This window comes from Pseudomonas sp. ADPe (genome assembly GCF_014843515.1).
GTDB lineage: Bacteria > Pseudomonadota > Gammaproteobacteria > Pseudomonadales > Pseudomonadaceae > Pseudomonas > Pseudomonas citronellolis.
The window spans coordinates 6498161-6512296 of the sequence record NZ_CP062122.1; the positions used below are offsets into that span (position 1 = coordinate 6498161).

General features: G+C 68.7%; 10 protein-coding genes and 1 pseudogene. 3 read left to right on the top strand and 8 right to left on the bottom strand.

Annotated features, from left to right (window positions below; all coding sequences use genetic code 11):
- The 7 genes and pseudogenes from IG194_RS29365 to IG194_RS29395 form a co-directional block, all read right to left on the bottom strand.
- Positions 1-213 (bottom strand): DUF1656 domain-containing protein, encoded by a 213-nt coding sequence (locus IG194_RS29365; protein ID WP_058489602.1) that lies wholly within the window; start codon positions 211-213, stop codon positions 1-3.
- Entirely contained in the window at positions 200-2197 is a 1998-nt protein-coding gene (locus tag IG194_RS29370) for an FUSC family protein (protein WP_082996404.1), read from the bottom strand. Before IG194_RS29370 ends, IG194_RS29365 begins: the two co-directional genes overlap by 14 nt.
- Positions 2198-2808: 611 nt before the next feature.
- Positions 2809-4068: pseudogene (gene aceF / locus IG194_RS29375) on the bottom strand (dihydrolipoyllysine-residue acetyltransferase); the annotation flags it as partial.
- A gap of 23 nt (positions 4069-4091) precedes the next feature.
- Positions 4092-6740: a pyruvate dehydrogenase (acetyl-transferring), homodimeric type gene (aceE, locus tag IG194_RS29380; protein WP_058489604.1), complete on the bottom strand. Its 2649-nt coding sequence runs from the start codon at positions 6738-6740 to the stop codon at positions 4092-4094.
- Between the two features lie 218 nt (positions 6741-6958).
- Positions 6959-7933: a DNA-binding protein gene (locus IG194_RS29385; RefSeq protein ID WP_058489605.1), complete on the bottom strand. Its 975-nt coding sequence runs from the start codon at positions 7931-7933 to the stop codon at positions 6959-6961.
- Positions 7934-8085: 152 nt separating this feature from the next.
- Positions 8086-8400: a hypothetical protein gene (locus IG194_RS29390; RefSeq protein WP_043317688.1), complete on the bottom strand. Its 315-nt coding sequence runs from the start codon at positions 8398-8400 to the stop codon at positions 8086-8088.
- A 148-nt stretch (positions 8401-8548) separates the two neighbouring features.
- A complete protein-coding gene (locus IG194_RS29395; RefSeq protein WP_058489606.1) occupies positions 8549-9058 on the bottom strand; it encodes a DUF4142 domain-containing protein in 510 nt (169 codons plus the stop codon).
- Between the two features lie 169 nt (positions 9059-9227).
- On the opposite strand from IG194_RS29395, the gene IG194_RS29400 reads away from it, so the two are divergent.
- The 3 genes from IG194_RS29400 to IG194_RS29410 all read left to right on the top strand — a co-directional run bounded on the left by IG194_RS29400 (position 9228) and on the right by IG194_RS29410 (position 13352).
- The gene (locus IG194_RS29400; protein ID WP_058489607.1) at positions 9228-9725 is read left to right on the top strand and encodes a sigma-70 family RNA polymerase sigma factor; all 498 of its coding nucleotides are present in this window, start codon (positions 9228-9230) and stop codon (positions 9723-9725) included.
- A 52-nt stretch (positions 9726-9777) separates the two neighbouring features.
- Positions 9778-10740 carry a FecR family protein gene (locus tag IG194_RS29405; RefSeq protein ID WP_058489608.1) on the top strand — a complete coding sequence of 321 codons (963 nt, stop codon included), beginning with the start codon at positions 9778-9780 and terminating at the stop codon, positions 10738-10740.
- 221 nt (positions 10741-10961) lie between these two features.
- A complete protein-coding gene (locus IG194_RS29410) occupies positions 10962-13352 on the top strand; it encodes a TonB-dependent siderophore receptor (RefSeq protein ID WP_412536111.1) in 2391 nt (796 codons plus the stop codon).
- Between the two features lie 394 nt (positions 13353-13746).
- On the opposite strand, the gene IG194_RS29415 is transcribed toward IG194_RS29410, so the two are convergent.
- Positions 13747-14124 carry a hypothetical protein gene (locus tag IG194_RS29415; protein WP_058489610.1) on the bottom strand — a complete coding sequence of 126 codons (378 nt, stop codon included), beginning with the start codon at positions 14122-14124 and terminating at the stop codon, positions 13747-13749.
- Positions 14125-14136 lie beyond the last annotated feature (12 nt).

Here is a 14136-nt window from a genome sequence, read left to right on the forward strand (position 1 = left end):
TTATCCGTTGACGGCGCCGGCGCACCAGGTGACGGCGGCCAGCAGCAGGGTGAACAGGGCGCAGTCGAACAGCGCCTCGTGCCAGATCCAGCGCCCCGCCGGTGTGGCCTGCAGCAGCTTGCGCAGCGCGATGGTCAGGGCCAGGGCGAGCAGCGCGTAGAGGAACATCGGGCTGACGTAGACGCCGCCCAGGGGCTGTTCAACCAGGGCCATGCTCGTCCTCCAGGCGGCACCAGGCGCGCCAGGTGTTGCTCAGCTGGCGCAGCGCGGCGCGGGCCAGGCGGTTGTTCTCGGCCAGGTGGCCGGGGTCGCTGCGCAGGGCGGCGTCCAGTTCGTCGCAGAGTTCGTCCAGGCGCGCCTCGCGCCCCGGGGCCGGGCCGGTCTGGAACAGGTCGCCCAGGTTGTCGAGGAAGGCCTGCCGGCGCTTGCGCAGCACGCCGCGGGCGCCGGCCAGGCAGTGGCGCAGGTGCAGCAGTTCGCTGCCCATGTCCAGCGCCAGCAGGCCGTCGAGCCAGCGCCGCTGCATGGCCTGGGGCAGCAGCGCGTAGTGCCGCGCCAGGCGGATCAGGCGGTCGGCCATGCGCCCGCCGAACCAGCTTTCCGCCTGCTCCAGCGGGTAGCGGGTGAGGCGCCCCAGGTCCAGCGCCATGGCCTGGCCCAGGCGGCGGATCACCCAGTCCGGCGGCAGCGCCAGCAGGCGGAACACCATGGCGGCGAAGCCCACGCCGATGACCGTGGCCTGGGCCGAGTTGAGCAGGCTGGCGAAGTCGTAGTGCATGTCGTTGCGCGGCGCGATGAAGGTGATGAACTGGATGGCGAAGGTGGTGGCGGTGCCGATCAGCGCCGGCGGCCCGGCCATGCCCAGGGCGGCGAAGAACAGCGGCACGCCCAGGGCCATGCACAGCAGGGGGAAGCCGTTCCACTGCGGCAGCAGCCACTGGTCCACCACTATGGAGGCCAGCAGCGCGTAGAGGATGCCGCGCAGGAAGCTCATGCTCAGCTCCACGGCGTTGTCGCGGTTGGCGAACAGGCTGCAGAGGATGCCGGCCATGAGCATGCCACCCACCGCCGCCGGCCAGGCGCTGGCCAGCCAGAAGGCGGCGATGCCCAGCAGCGCCAGGGCGCTGCGCAGGCCATAGAACAGCGCCATCAACCAGTCGCGGTGCCAGGACAGGCCGCTGCTGGTGGCGCCGCTGAACTCGCCGCTGGCCACCCCGGCGGCGGCCGTTTCGGCGGCTTCGACCTTGATCAGCAGCACCGCGCAGCGCGCCAGGCAGTAGCGCAGGTCGTTGTCCAGGGCCTCGTCGGCGCTGGCCTGCAGCAGGCGGTCGCGCAGCGCCTGCAACTGTTCGGGGGTGTGGCGCGGCAGCAGTGTCAGCAGCTCGTCGAGCCAGGGTTGCAACTGCGCTTGCGCTTCGGGCGAGAGCACCTGCCGCTGGCGCGACGCCCCGCGGGCGGTGCGCAGCAGGCTCAGCACGTCGCGCGACAGGGTGCGCAAGGCCAGCGCGCGGCGCTGGCCCTGGTGGCCTTCGAACCAGGCGTGGTCGCGCTGGGCGTCGGCGGCGACGATCCGGCCGAGCAACTGGAGGATGCCCTCCGGTTCGCGGGCCTGGCCGCGCAGCGCATTGGCCGCCGCCTGCAGAGCGGCGTCCAGGGTTTCGCGGGCGACCCGCGCGAGGTTTTCCTCGACCCGCTGCGGCCACAGGGTGGCGCTGACCACCGAGGCGCAGACGATGCCCAGGCAGATTTCCGTGCAGCGCGCCACGGCCTGGTCGAACACCTGCAGCGGCACGTTGATCGCCGGCAGGGCGATGATCGCCACCGTGTAGCCGGACAGCACGAAGGCGTAGGAAACGTGGTTGCGCAGCAGGGTCGAGGCCGCGGTGCACAGGCCCATCCACAACGCCACCACCAGCAGGAACAGCCAGGGCGTCTGGGCGAACAGGGCCATGATGAGCACCGCCATGCTGGTCCCGACCAGGGTGCCGAGCAGGCGGAACAGGCCCTTGGCGACGACCATCCCGGACAGCGGCTGGGACACGATGAACACCGTCATCAGCGCCCATTGCGGCTGTTCCAGGTCCAGGCGGAAGGACAGCCAGAGGGCGATGCCGCCGGCCAGCAGGGTCTTGCCGGCGAAGCGCAGGGCAGGGCCGCTGGGGGCGATGAAGGCGATCAGGGCAGGGCTGGCTAACACGGCGTCGACAGGCTCCGGCTGAGGCTTGCGGCCCGCTCAGGTGGCGCGCATCAAGGGCGGCGCGGCCCCGTTATCGGGAAGCATAGTCGATGGGGCGGTTCGCTCGGTGCATGGGGGTTCAGAGGGCGGGTTCGGCAGTGGTGTGTAGGTGGAGCCCGTTGCCCTCACCCCAGCCCTCTCCCAGAGGGAGAGGGGGCCGTTTGGAGCGGGGGGTGAGTTCGGAGTTGTCCTGTACTCCTCACTACCCCCGCCATTCCCGCGAACGCGGGACGCGGCTCCATCACCAACAGCGCTTGCGCTGGCCCGAAGGGAAATAACCCAGTGCTTTGCACGTGGGTTCAGGGAGTTTGGCGATTGCGCTTCACGCTGAACGGTTCCCTCTCCCGCTTGCGGGGGAGGGTTAGGGTGGGGGAGCGGAGTAGAGGTTTGGCAGTGGAGTGTCGGCGGAGCCCGTTGCCCTCACCCCAGCCCTCTCCCGGAGGGAGAGGGGGCCGTTCGGAGTGGTTGGCGAAGACGGAGTTGTCCTGGGACCCCTGTGCGCCCTGCGCGCGATTCGCAGGCCGCACCGGGGGCTCGCTCCTACGAAAAGCGTTGATAGCCGGCGGCGCGGGTCACAGCAGCAGCGTTCGGATGTCCCCCAGCAGTTCGCCCAGGCGTTTGGTGAAGCGCGCCGCGGCGGCGCCGTTGATCACCCGGTGGTCGTAGGACAGCGACAGCGGCAGCATCAGCCGCGGCTGGAAGGCCTTGCCGTCCCACACCGGCTGCATAGTCGCCTTGCTCACGCCCAGGATCGCCACTTCCGGCGCATTGACGATCGGCGTGAAGCCGGTGCCGCCGATGTGGCCGAGGCTGGAGATGGTGAAGCAGGCGCCCTGCATGGCGTCGGCCGAGAGCTTCTTGGTGCGCGCCTTTTCCGCCAGCTCCGCCGCCTCGGCGGCCAGCTGCAGCAGACTCTTCTGGTCGACGTCGCGGATCACCGGCACCAGCAGGCCGTCCGGGGTGTCCACGGCGAAGCCGAGGTGCACATACTTCTTGCGGATCAGCGCCTTGCCGCTGGGGGCCAGGGAGCTGTTGAAGTCCGGCAGTTCCTTCAGCAGGTGCGCGCAGGCCTTGAGCAGGATCGGCAGGATGGTCAGCTTGGTGCCGGCCTTTTCCGCCACCGCCTTCTGCGCCACGCGGAAGGCTTCCACCTCGGTGATGTCGGCCGATTCGAACTGGGTCACGTGGGGCACGTTCAGCCAGCTGCGGTGCAGGTTGGCGGCGCCGACCTGCATCAGGCGGGTCATGGCCACTTCTTCCACTTCGCCGAACTTGCTGAAGTCCACTTCCGGGATCGGCGGGATGCCCGCGCCACCGGCACCCGGCGCCGCGCCTTTCGGCCGTTGCAGCTGCTGCTTGACGAACAGTTGCACGTCCTCCTTGAGGATGCGGCCTTTCGGGCCGGTGGCCTGCACTTCGGCCAGCTCGACGCCGAACTCGCGGGCCAGCATGCGCACGGCGGGGCCGGCATGGACCTTGGTGCCGTCGCGGCTGGGCGCGCCTACCGGTGGCGGCGCCTCGGCCTTCGCCGGCGCGACGGCGGGCTTGGCTTCCGGCGCAGGTGCTTCCGACGCTGCCGGTGCCGAGGGTGCTGGAGCCGGGGCCGCCTCGCCCTCGGCCTCCAGTTCGAGGATTTCGTCGCCTTCCTTCAGGGTGTCGCCCACCTTGACCTTGATGCTCTTCACCACCCCGGCCTTGGGCGCGGGGATTTCCATGCTGGCCTTATCGGATTCGAGGGTCAGCAGGCTCTGCTCGGCCTCGATCTTGTCGCCGACCTTGACCAGCAACTCGATGACTTCACCCTGGCCGTTGCCGATGTCGGGTACGCGGATCAGCTCACTCACAATGCTTCTCCTCAGCAGTCCAGGGGGTTGCGCTTGTTCGGGTCGAGGCCGAGCTTGACGATGGTCTCGGCGACCACCTTGGGCTCGATGTCGCCGCGGTCGGCCAGGGACTCCAGCGCGGCCAGGACGATCCAGCGGCGGTCCACCTCGAAGAAGTCGCGCAGCTTGCGGCGGCTGTCGCTGCGACCGAAGCCATCGGTGCCCAGCACCTTGTATTCCTTGCCCGGCACCCACTGGCGGATCTGCTCGGCGTACAGCTTCATGTAGTCGGTGGAGGCGATGACCGGGCCCTTGCGGCCTTCCAGGCATTGCTCGACGTAGCTCAACCTGGGCTTCTGCTCCGGGTGCAGGCGGTTCCAGCGTTCGGTGGCCAGGCCGTCGCGGCGCAGCTCGTTGAAGCTGGGCACCGACCAGACGTCGGCGCCGATGCCGAAGTCCTCGCGCAAAATCTTCGCCGCGGCTTCCACCTCGCGCAGGATGGTGCCCGAGCCCAGCAGCTGCACGTGGTGGGCGGCGTCCTTCCTGTCCTCCTCCAGCAGGTACATGCCGCGGATGATGCCTTCCTCCGCGCCGGCGGGCATCGCCGGGTGCGGGTAGTTCTCGTTCATCACGGTGATGTAGTAGAAGATGTTTTCCTGCTCCTGCAGCATGCGCCGCGCGCCGTCGTGGATGATCACCGCCAGCTCGTAGGCGTAGGTCGGGTCGTAGGTGCGGATGTTCGGGATCACCGAGGCGAGCACGTGGCTCTGCCCGTCCTCGTGCTGCAGGCCTTCGCCGTTCAGGGTGGTGCGCCCGGCGGTGCCGCCGAGCAGGAAGCCGCGGACCATGGCGTCGCCGGCGGCCCAGGCCAGGTCGCCGATGCGCTGGAAGCCGAACATCGAATAGAAGATGTAGAACGGCAGCATCGGCTGGCGGTAGTTGCTGTAGGCATTGCCGGCGGCGATGAACGAGGACATGGCGCCGGCCTCGGTGATGCCTTCCTCGAGTATCTGGCCCTTCTTGTCCTCGCGGTAGAACATCAGCTGTTCCCTGTCGACCGGCTCGTACAGCTGGCCCACCGAGGAGTAGATGCCGAGCTGGCGGAACATGCCCTCCATGCCGAAGGTGCGCGCCTCGTCGGGGATGATGGGGACGATGCGCGGGCCCATTTCCTTGTCCTTGAGCAACTGCGAGATGATCCGCACGAAGGCCATGGTGGTGGAGATTTCGCGGTCGCCGGTGCTGTCAAGCAGGGCCTTGAGGGTGTCCAGCGGCGGCACCGGCACGCTGAAGGCGTTGCCCGGGCGGTGCGGGACCGAGCCGCCCAGCTCGGCGCGGCGCTCGGCCAGGTACCTGGCCTCGGCGCTGCCGGGCTCGGGTTTGTAGAAGGGCACTTTCTCCAGGTCCGCGTCGCGGATCGGGATGTTGAAGCGGTCGCGGAAGGCGCGCAGGCTGGCCACGTCGATCTCGTGGATGTTGTGGGCGATGTTCTTCGCCTCGCCGGTGCCGGTGCCGTAGCCCTTGATGGTCTTGGCCAGGATCACGGTCGGCTGGCCCTTGTGGTTGACCGCCTGGTGGTAGGCCGCATAGACCTTGTAGGGGTCGTGGCCGCCGCGGTTGAGGTTCCAGATTTCCTCGTCGGAGAGGTCCTTGACCATCTCCAGCAGCTCCGGGCGGGTGCCGAAGAAGTGCTCGCGCACGTAGGCGCCGTCCTTGGCCTTGTAGTTCTGGTAGTCGCCATCCACCGCCTCGTCCATCCGCGCCTGCAGCAGGCCGGCGGTGTCCTTGGCGAACAGCGGGTCCCAGAGACGGCCCCAGATGACCTTGATGACGTTCCAGCTGGCGCCGCGGAACACGCCTTCCAGTTCCTGGATGATCTTGCCGTTGCCGCGCACCGGGCCGTCCAGGCGCTGCAGGTTGCAGTTGACCACGAAGATCAGGTTGTCCAGCTTCTCGCGCCCGGCCAGGGAGATGGCGCCGAGGGATTCGGGCTCGTCGGTCTCGCCGTCGCCGAGGAAGCACCACACGCGCTGCTGGCCCGGGGGGATGAAGCCGCGGCTTTCCAGGTACTTCATGAAGCGCGCCTGGTAGATCGCCTGGATCGGCCCCAGGCCCATGGACACGGTGGGGAACTGCCAGAAGTCCGGCATCAGCCAGGGGTGCGGGTAGGACGACAGGCCGTGGCCGTCCACCTCCTGGCGGAAGTTCTCCAGCTGTTCCTCGCTCAGGCGCCCCTCGATGAAGGCGCGGGCGTAGATGCCGGGGGAGGCGTGGCCCTGGAAGTAGATGAGGTCGCCGCCGTGTTCCTCGGTGGGGGCGCGGAAGAAGTAGTTGAAGCCGATGTCGTAGAGCGTCGCCGAGGAGGCGAAGGTGGAGATGTGCCCACCCAGGGACGGGTCCTTGTGGTTGGCGCGCATCACCATGGCCAGGGCGTTCCAGCGCACCAGCGAGCGGATGCGCCGCTCCATGAACAGGTCGCCGGGCATGCGCGCCTCGTGGGTCACCGGGATGGTGTTGCGGTACGGGGTGGTGATGGCGTAGGGCAACTGGGTGCCGGTGCGGCTGGCCAGCTCGCCCATGCGCGTCATCAGGTAGTGGGCGCGCTCTTCGCCTTCGCGGTCGAGCACCGACTCCAGGGCGTCCAGCCACTCCTGGGTTTCAACGGGATCGATATCGTGCATTGCGGAATACCTTGCCGGTTGCGATAGGTCCACGCTTGTTCAGCGCCCCGGGCAATCCCCCGGCCGAAGGGGCCGGAAAGCCGCTGGACCAATCGCCGGCAGGGCCGACGTCCCGGCATGCGGGAGGCTGCTGGTCGCTGCGAAAGAAACCCGGGTGGTCGCTATAGCCTAGCTGGCAAGACGCGGGGCGCCACCGGCAATAAGTCGCAGAAGGCCTTTCAGGGCGCGCCCGGCGCTTCGTCGCGCAGCGCCAGGCTCAGCTCCTGCAGGCGCTGTTGCAGGGCCTGCAATTGCCGGGACTGCTCGCGGCCGTGCTGTTCCAGGCGCGCCAGTTCCTCGCCCTGGGCCAGGTTGCGCTGCTCCAGCACCGAGCGGGCGCCTTCGGCCTGGGCCCGCTCCTGGCGCAGGGCTTCCATCGCCAGGGCGTGGCGGGCCAGTTGTTGCTGCTGTTCCTGCTGCTGGTCGCGCAGCAGGCGGGCCTCGGTGAGCAGGCGCGCGTTGTCGCGGTTCAGCCGCGTCAGCTCGTCCTGGCGCGCGGCCAGGTGCTGCTGCGACTGGCGCAGTTCTTCCGTCAGCTGCTGCAGCTGGGCCTGGTGCTGGCGTTGCTCCTGTTCCTGCTGTTCCTTCGTGGCCTGGCGCTGCTGCTCCAGGGCGAAGCGGGCGTGGTTGTGCTTTTCCTCCAGCGAGGCGATCTGCGCGTCACGCTCGCACAGGCGGGTTTCCAGGTCGCCGGCGGCCTGGCGCAGGCGCGCGCTGGTCAGCTCGCCCTGGTGCTTCTGCTGGCGCGTCTGTTCCAGCTGCTCGCGGGTTTCCCGCAGTTGCGCCTCCAATGCCTGGTTCTGCGCCTGTAGCTGCTCGATGCGCGCCTGGGCGCCGCGGACCTGCTGCTGGTAGTCCAGGCGCTCGCGGGACAGCCGGGCGCGGTCCTCGGCCACCGAGTCGCGGGCTTCCTGCTGCAGGCGCTCGGCCAACTGAGTGACCAGATTGCCCAGTTCCTCGCTGAGGGAGAGGGGATGCCCGGCCGTGCCGCCGGCCTCGGCTTCCAGTTCCTTCAGGTAGCGATGGATGGTGGTCTTGGAACCGGTGTTGCCCAGCTCGACGCGCAGGGCATCGATGCTCGGGTTTTCCCCGCGGGCCAGTATGGCCATGCGTGCTTTCTGTACCAGCGCCTTGTTGATCCCGCCCCGTGCCATGGCCGCTCCGCTCGTTTCGTACCGTACTACGTAGCATGTAATTACATACTAAAAATGTGCGATGCGAAAGCGCCCAATGCGCCGCCCCTGAGGGCGGCGCGTAGGGGGGATTCGAAGGTCGATGAGCAGAGTGGGGCGGACGTGGCGCCGGTTCAGCGCCGACGGCTCACCAGGCAGACGGCGGCCAGTGCCCCGCAGGTGGCGGCGAGGATGAGCGCGACCTGCCAGGGATGCTCGCTGGCATAGTCGCCGCCGCGGCGCAGCGCGCGCCGGCCCTGGTAGGCCAGGCGGTCGCCGATGGCCTGGCAGTCGTCGCTCAGGTGGCGCAGGCGCGCCTTGAACGCGGGGATGTCCTTGGCAGCCAGCTCGCGGCCGCCATCGAGCAGCGCCGTGAGTTCGTCGACCAGGTTCTGCAGTTCGGCCACGCTGTCGTGGCGGCGGGAGGGAAACCATCGATGCGGGGTCATGGGGTTCTCCTGTGGTGTCTTCGGGCGGCCTGGCCCGGGGCGTTGCCCGGCGCCGTCCGCGGTTGATCGTCCCCAGTAGGTTTAGCCGGTTTCCTTCGGCAGAGGCCGGCGCCCGATGAGGGTTCGGGGATTCGGATGGCCGCGGCGCTCAGCCGGAACCGTGGGTCTGGGCCAGCTGGCGGGCCATCTGCAGGTGCAGGCGCAGCACCGCCAGGTTGTTCTGGGCGAATTGCCGCAGGTCCTCGTCCTCGGTCTGTTGCGCCGCTTCGCTGAACAACTGCAGCGCCTCTTCCTGGGCGCGGACCTGGCTGCTGGCGAAGGCCGCGTCGAAGTCGTCCTGGCGCGCCTCCAGGTCCTTCAGCCTGGCGCGGCTGGCCTCGTCGGGCCCATCCGCCAATTGCAGCTGGCGGCTTTCGGCCAGGGTCTTGAGCTGGACCTGGGCCTTGGTGTTGTCGTCGATGAGGTGGACGGCGAAGGTCTTCACGTCCGCCGAGCGGCTCTTGCTCAGCGCCAGCTTGGCCGCGCCCACATTGGCCAGGCTGGTGGCCGAGGCGCGGCTGACGAAATCCTGCACCCCGGTATCGGCCGCCAGCAGCGGTGCGGATACCAGCAGGGCGCCCCAGAGCAGGGCGCCGCGGAGGATGCCAGTGCCTTTCATGTTCGATGCTCCTTCCTCGTTGCGTGGCGTCTACATGGGTTGACGGGCGCAGGCGCCCCGGGGTTCCGAAGGCTTGCCGGGGAAATGCCGCGGGAAGTTGCCGGGCGGAGATTGCACGTGGAAAACAGGAAGCATTACCATTTGCTCATTCTTCGCGTTTATTCCTCCCATGCCCGCCAAACCCCCGCGCAAGCCTGGCCTCTTCGAACACTACGAGGAGCTCATCGGAGCCTGGACCCGCCGCCTGCGCAATCGGCACGAGGCGGAGGACCTGGCCCACGACACCTACCTGCGCCTGCTGGAAGCCCCGCAGGCCACGGTGGCGCAGCCGCGCGCCTACCTGCACCGCACGGCGCGCAACCTGGCCATCGACGCCTTCCGCCGCGAGCAGGCGCACCCGCCGGTGAGCATGGAGCACCTGGACGAGCACGAAGCGCCCGACGGCGACCCGGAGACCACCATGCATGCGGTACAGCTGGCCAGTTCCATCGAACGCGCCCTGGCCGAGCTGCCGGCCAATTGCCGCAAGGTATTCGTCTGGCAGAAGCTGGAGGGGCTGTCCCAGGCGGAAATCGCCGAGCGCCTGGGGTTGAGCAGGAACATGGTGGAAAAATATATGATCCGTACCCTGCGCCACCTCAGGGACCGCCTGGGCGACACACCGTGATGAAGGACCAGCCAGTGAAACCGAGCCCAAGCACCTTGCCGGGGAGCGCCCCATGGCGTTGACCGAACAACCGCGCGACGCCGCCGCCCGCTGGTTCGCGCGGGTGCAGGACGGCGCCCTGGACGCCGCCGAGCAGGCCGCCTTCGACGCCTGGCTGGCGACGCCGGAACACCGCCATGAATTCGAGCAGCTGCAGCGCCTGTGGGGCGCCGCCGACCTGATCCCGGCGCAGCGCCTGCGCGAACTGGCCGCCGACGAGCCGGTCGCCTTGCCTCCGCAAAAGACCCGGCGGCGCTGGCCGGCGTTCGCCGCGGCGGCCTGCGTGGCCGGGCTGGCCGCTGGCGTCGCGCTGTTCAGCGGCTGGGGCCGCGACTACAGCGCCGAGTTCCACACCGCCCTGGGCGAGCGCCGCCAGGTGGAGCTGCCCGACGGCAGCCAACTGGAGCTCAACGGCAATACCCGCCTGCAGGTACGCTTCCGAGACCTGCGCCGCGACGTGACCCTGGAACGCGGCGAGGCCATGTTCAGCGTCGCCCATGCCGCCGACAGGCCCTTCGTGGTCGACGCCGGCCTGGGCGCGGTGACCGTCACCGGCACGCGCTTCGACGTGCGCCGCGACGCCGACGAGGTGCGGGTGGCGGTGGAGGAGGGCAAGGTACGGGTTGCCGGGCGTGAAGCGGCCAGCGCCGAGCAATTGCTGACCGCGGGCCTGGGCACGCATATCGACGCCCAGGGGCGGGTGGCACCGGCCACGGCCACCGACGTCGCCGCGCAGACCGCCTGGCGCGACGGGCGCCTGGTGTTCAACGGCGCGAGCCTGGCCGAAGTGGCCCGCGAGGTTTCCCGCTACCGAGCCCAGCCGCTGCGCGTCGGTAGCCCGGAAGTGGCGAAGATGCGCCTGACCAGCGTGTTCCGCGTGGACGACACCAACGCCTTGCTGATGGCGCTGCCGCACCTGCTGCCGGTCAAGGTGCGGACCTTGGCCGACGGCTCAAGCGAAATAATTCTCCGTTAGATTCAGGTTTTCATCGCCCTGTTTCGTCTTCCCCGGCAAAGGCTCGCAAGGCCCGTTTCCTGCGCGCCGCCATTGAGATCTCAAGGAACAGGAACATCGTGACCAACCCTTCGCTCCGCCGCTCCAACCGCACCGCCCGCCACCTGCTGCCGCTGGCCCTGAGCCTGGCCATCGCCGCCGCCATCGGCCAGGCCCAGGCCGCCCAGGTGGACATCCGCCCGATGCCGCTGAACGACGCACTCAAGCAACTGGGCCAGCAGACCTCGCTGCAACTGTTCTTCACCCCCGACCTGGTGGAAGGCAAGCAGGCCCCGGCGGTCAGCGGCGAGCTGACTCCGGAACAGGCCCTGGAACGCCTGCTGCAGGGCAGCGGTCTGGACTACGAAGTGGTCGGCAACGGCATCGTCCTGCGCAAGCGCGCGGCCGGCGCCGACGAACCGCTGCAGATGGAATCTTCCGAGGTGAAGGTGGTCGGCGACTGGCTGGCCGACGCCCAGGAGCGCGACGTGCAGAACCACCCCGGCGCGCGCACCGTGGTGCGTCGCGAGGCCATGCAGGAGAAGGGCGTGGTCAGCGTGCGTGAAGCCTTGCGCGGCATTCCCGGCGTGCAGGTGCAGGACAACAATGGCACCGGCGGCAGCGACGTTTCCCTCAACGTCGGCGTGCGCGGCCTGACCTCGCGCCTGTCGCCGCGTTCGACCATCCTCATCGACGGCGTGCCGGCCGCGGTGGCGCCCTACGGCCAGCCGCAGCTGTCGATGTTCCCCGGCGTGGCCGGCAGCTACGACAGCATCGACGTGGTGCGTGGCGCCGGCTCCGTGCGCTACGGCCCGCAGAACGTCGGCGGGGTGATCAACTTCGTCACCCGCGCCATCCCCGAGAAGTTCTCCGGTGAAGTGGGCACCACCGTCGAACACGCCGGCCACGGCGGCTGGAAGCAGATGCACAACGCCTTCATCGGCGGCACCGCGGACAATGGCATCGGCATGGCCCTGCTGTATTCCGGGGTGAAGGGCGACGGCTACCGCGACAGCAACAACCACAACGACATCGACGACGTCACCCTGAAGACCCACTGGGCGCCCACCGACACCGACGATTTCGCCCTGAACCTGCACTACTACGATGGCACCGCCGACATGCCCGGCGGCCTGACCCAGGCCCAGTACGACCACGACCCGTACCAGTCGGTGCGCGACTACGACAACTTCCGCGGCCGCCGCAGCGACGGCTCGTTCAAGTGGACGCGCAAGATCGACGACCTGACCCAGCTGGAAGTGCTGACCTACTACAGCGACAGCTTCCGCGGCAGCGACATCGCCAACCGCGACCTCAAGACCCTCGCGTCCTACCCGCGCAACTACCACACCTTCGGCTTCGAGCCGCGCGTCTCGCGAATCTTCTTCATCGGCCCGACCACCCAGGAGGCGAGCATCGGCTACCGCTACCTGAAGGAAGACATGGAAGAGCGCGCCTCCCAGGTGGCCCTGGTGAACAACGTGCCGACGCCGCAACCCGGCGCCGACGGCCACGTCTACCAGGACCGCACCGGCGGCACCGAGGCCAACTCGCTGTACATCGACGACAAGATCGACGTCGGCAACTGGACGGTTACTCCCGGCATCCGCTTCGAGCGCATCTCCACCGACTGGCAGGACCGCCCGGTGCTGGACAACAAGGGCAAGCCGGTGCAGGCCAAGAGCCGCAGCAAGGACTACAACGAGCCGCTGCCGGCGCTGAGCGTGATGTACCACGTCTCCGACGCCTGGAAGCTGTTCGCCAACTACGAGACCTCCTTCGGCAGCCTGCAGTACTTCCAGCTCGGCCAGGGCGGCCGCGGCGACCAGACCGCCGACGGCCTGGAGCCGGAGAAGGCGCGCACCTACGAGATCGGCACGCGCTACGACGACGGTGCCTTCGGCGGCGAGGTGACGCTGTTCTACATCGACTTCGACGACGAACTGCAGTACATCAGCAACGACGTGGGCTGGACCAACCTGGGCGCTACCAGGCACCAGGGCATCGAGACCTCCGCGCACTACGACCTGGCCGCGCTGGACCCCCGCCTGGAAGGCCTGACCGCCTACGGCACCCTGACCTACACCCGCGCCACCTACGAAGGCGAGATCCCCGGCTTCAAGGGCCGCGACCTGCCGTTCTACTCGCGCCAGGTGGCCACCCTGGGCTTGCGCTACGTGCGCGACCGCTGGACCTACAACGTCGACGCCTTCGCCCAGTCCGCCCAACGCGCCCCCGGTCCGAGCACCAACGCCGACGGCAGCTTCACCCACGACTACATCACCGAGCCGACCGCCTTCGCCCAGTCCGCCCAACGCGCCCCCGGTCCGAGCACCAACGCCGACGGCAGCTTCACCCACGACTACATCACCGAGCCGACCGCCGACGGCCAGTACGGCGACATCCCAGGCTACGCCTTGTGGAACGCCCGGGTGGGCTACGACTTCGGCCCGCAACTGTCCAACCTCAAGCTTGGCGCGGGGGTGAAGAACATTTTCGACAAGGAGAGCTTCACCCGCTCCAGCGACAACAATGCCGGCATCTACGTCGGCCAGCCGCGGACGTTCTTCGTGCAGGCCAGTGTGGGGTTCTGAGGGGAGCTTGATCTGGGATGGGCGTCGGGGTGTCAGGATGACGCCCAACCTCCCGGCCACTCCGGACAGCCCCCTCTCCCTTCAGGGAGAGGGCTGGGGAGAGGGAACGGAGTTTGATCCGAGGCATGGTGTTTCTCCTGACGCCGTGTTTCCCCCTCCCTAACCCTCCCCCGCAAGCGGGAGAGGGGACCGTCCGGTGTGAACGGGAAGTCCTGAGTCAGCCGGAAAGGTCTGCACCGCGCTTGCGCTCCGTAGGATGGGTTGAGTTTGCGAAACCCATGCTGTCATGGCGATAGGTATCGCTCCGCTCAATCCATCCTACGCCGGGGTTTCGGCTGGCACGGCTTCTCGTAGGAGCGCGCCCTGCGCGCGATTTCGCGGGCAGGGCCCGCTCCTACGCGCTGAACCGGCGAATCGCCTCCAGCACCGTATCGCGATCACCACGCAAGGGCTGCCTGCCCAGGTATTCGACGAACCGCGGATCGTCCAGCAGCGCCAGGAAGCGCTCACCATCCTCGGTCAGGCGTTCGCCGTCGCTGGGAGTGCCGACCTCGTTGCCGTGGTAGATGCCCTCCAGCAACCCCAGGCGGCGCAACAGGTCGGTGAGGATCAGGGCGTTGGCGATGACCACGTCGGCATCTGGCGTTTCCGCGCCCAGGCGGCGGTGCAGTTCGGCGTGGTAGTGGCGGGCGATGGCCTCCACCGGGAAGGGCCCGCCGTCGGCGCGAAGGGCGCCGTCGAGCAGGCGCCGGGTCAGTTCCAGGTCGATCATGGCTTGGCTTCC

Coding starts and splice junctions, on each gene's coding strand:
- IG194_RS29405 (WP_058489608.1), top strand. CDS start 9,778: ATGGCGTTGACCGAACAACCGCGCGACGCCGCCGCCCGCTGGTTCGCG.
- IG194_RS29415 (WP_058489610.1), bottom strand. CDS start 14,124: ATGATCGACCTGGAACTGACCCGGCGCCTGCTCGACGGCGCCCTTCGC.
- IG194_RS29365 (WP_058489602.1), bottom strand. CDS start 213: ATGGCCCTGGTTGAACAGCCCCTGGGCGGCGTCTACGTCAGCCCGATG.
- IG194_RS29410 (WP_412536111.1), top strand. CDS start 10,962: ATGCCGCTGAACGACGCACTCAAGCAACTGGGCCAGCAGACCTCGCTG.
- IG194_RS29400 (WP_058489607.1), top strand. CDS start 9,228: ATGCCCGCCAAACCCCCGCGCAAGCCTGGCCTCTTCGAACACTACGAG.
- IG194_RS29395 (WP_058489606.1), bottom strand. CDS start 9,058: ATGAAAGGCACTGGCATCCTCCGCGGCGCCCTGCTCTGGGGCGCCCTG.
- IG194_RS29385 (WP_058489605.1), bottom strand. CDS start 7,933: ATGGCACGGGGCGGGATCAACAAGGCGCTGGTACAGAAAGCACGCATG.
- aceE (WP_058489604.1), bottom strand. CDS start 6,740: ATGCACGATATCGATCCCGTTGAAACCCAGGAGTGGCTGGACGCCCTG.
- IG194_RS29390 (WP_043317688.1), bottom strand. CDS start 8,400: ATGACCCCGCATCGATGGTTTCCCTCCCGCCGCCACGACAGCGTGGCC.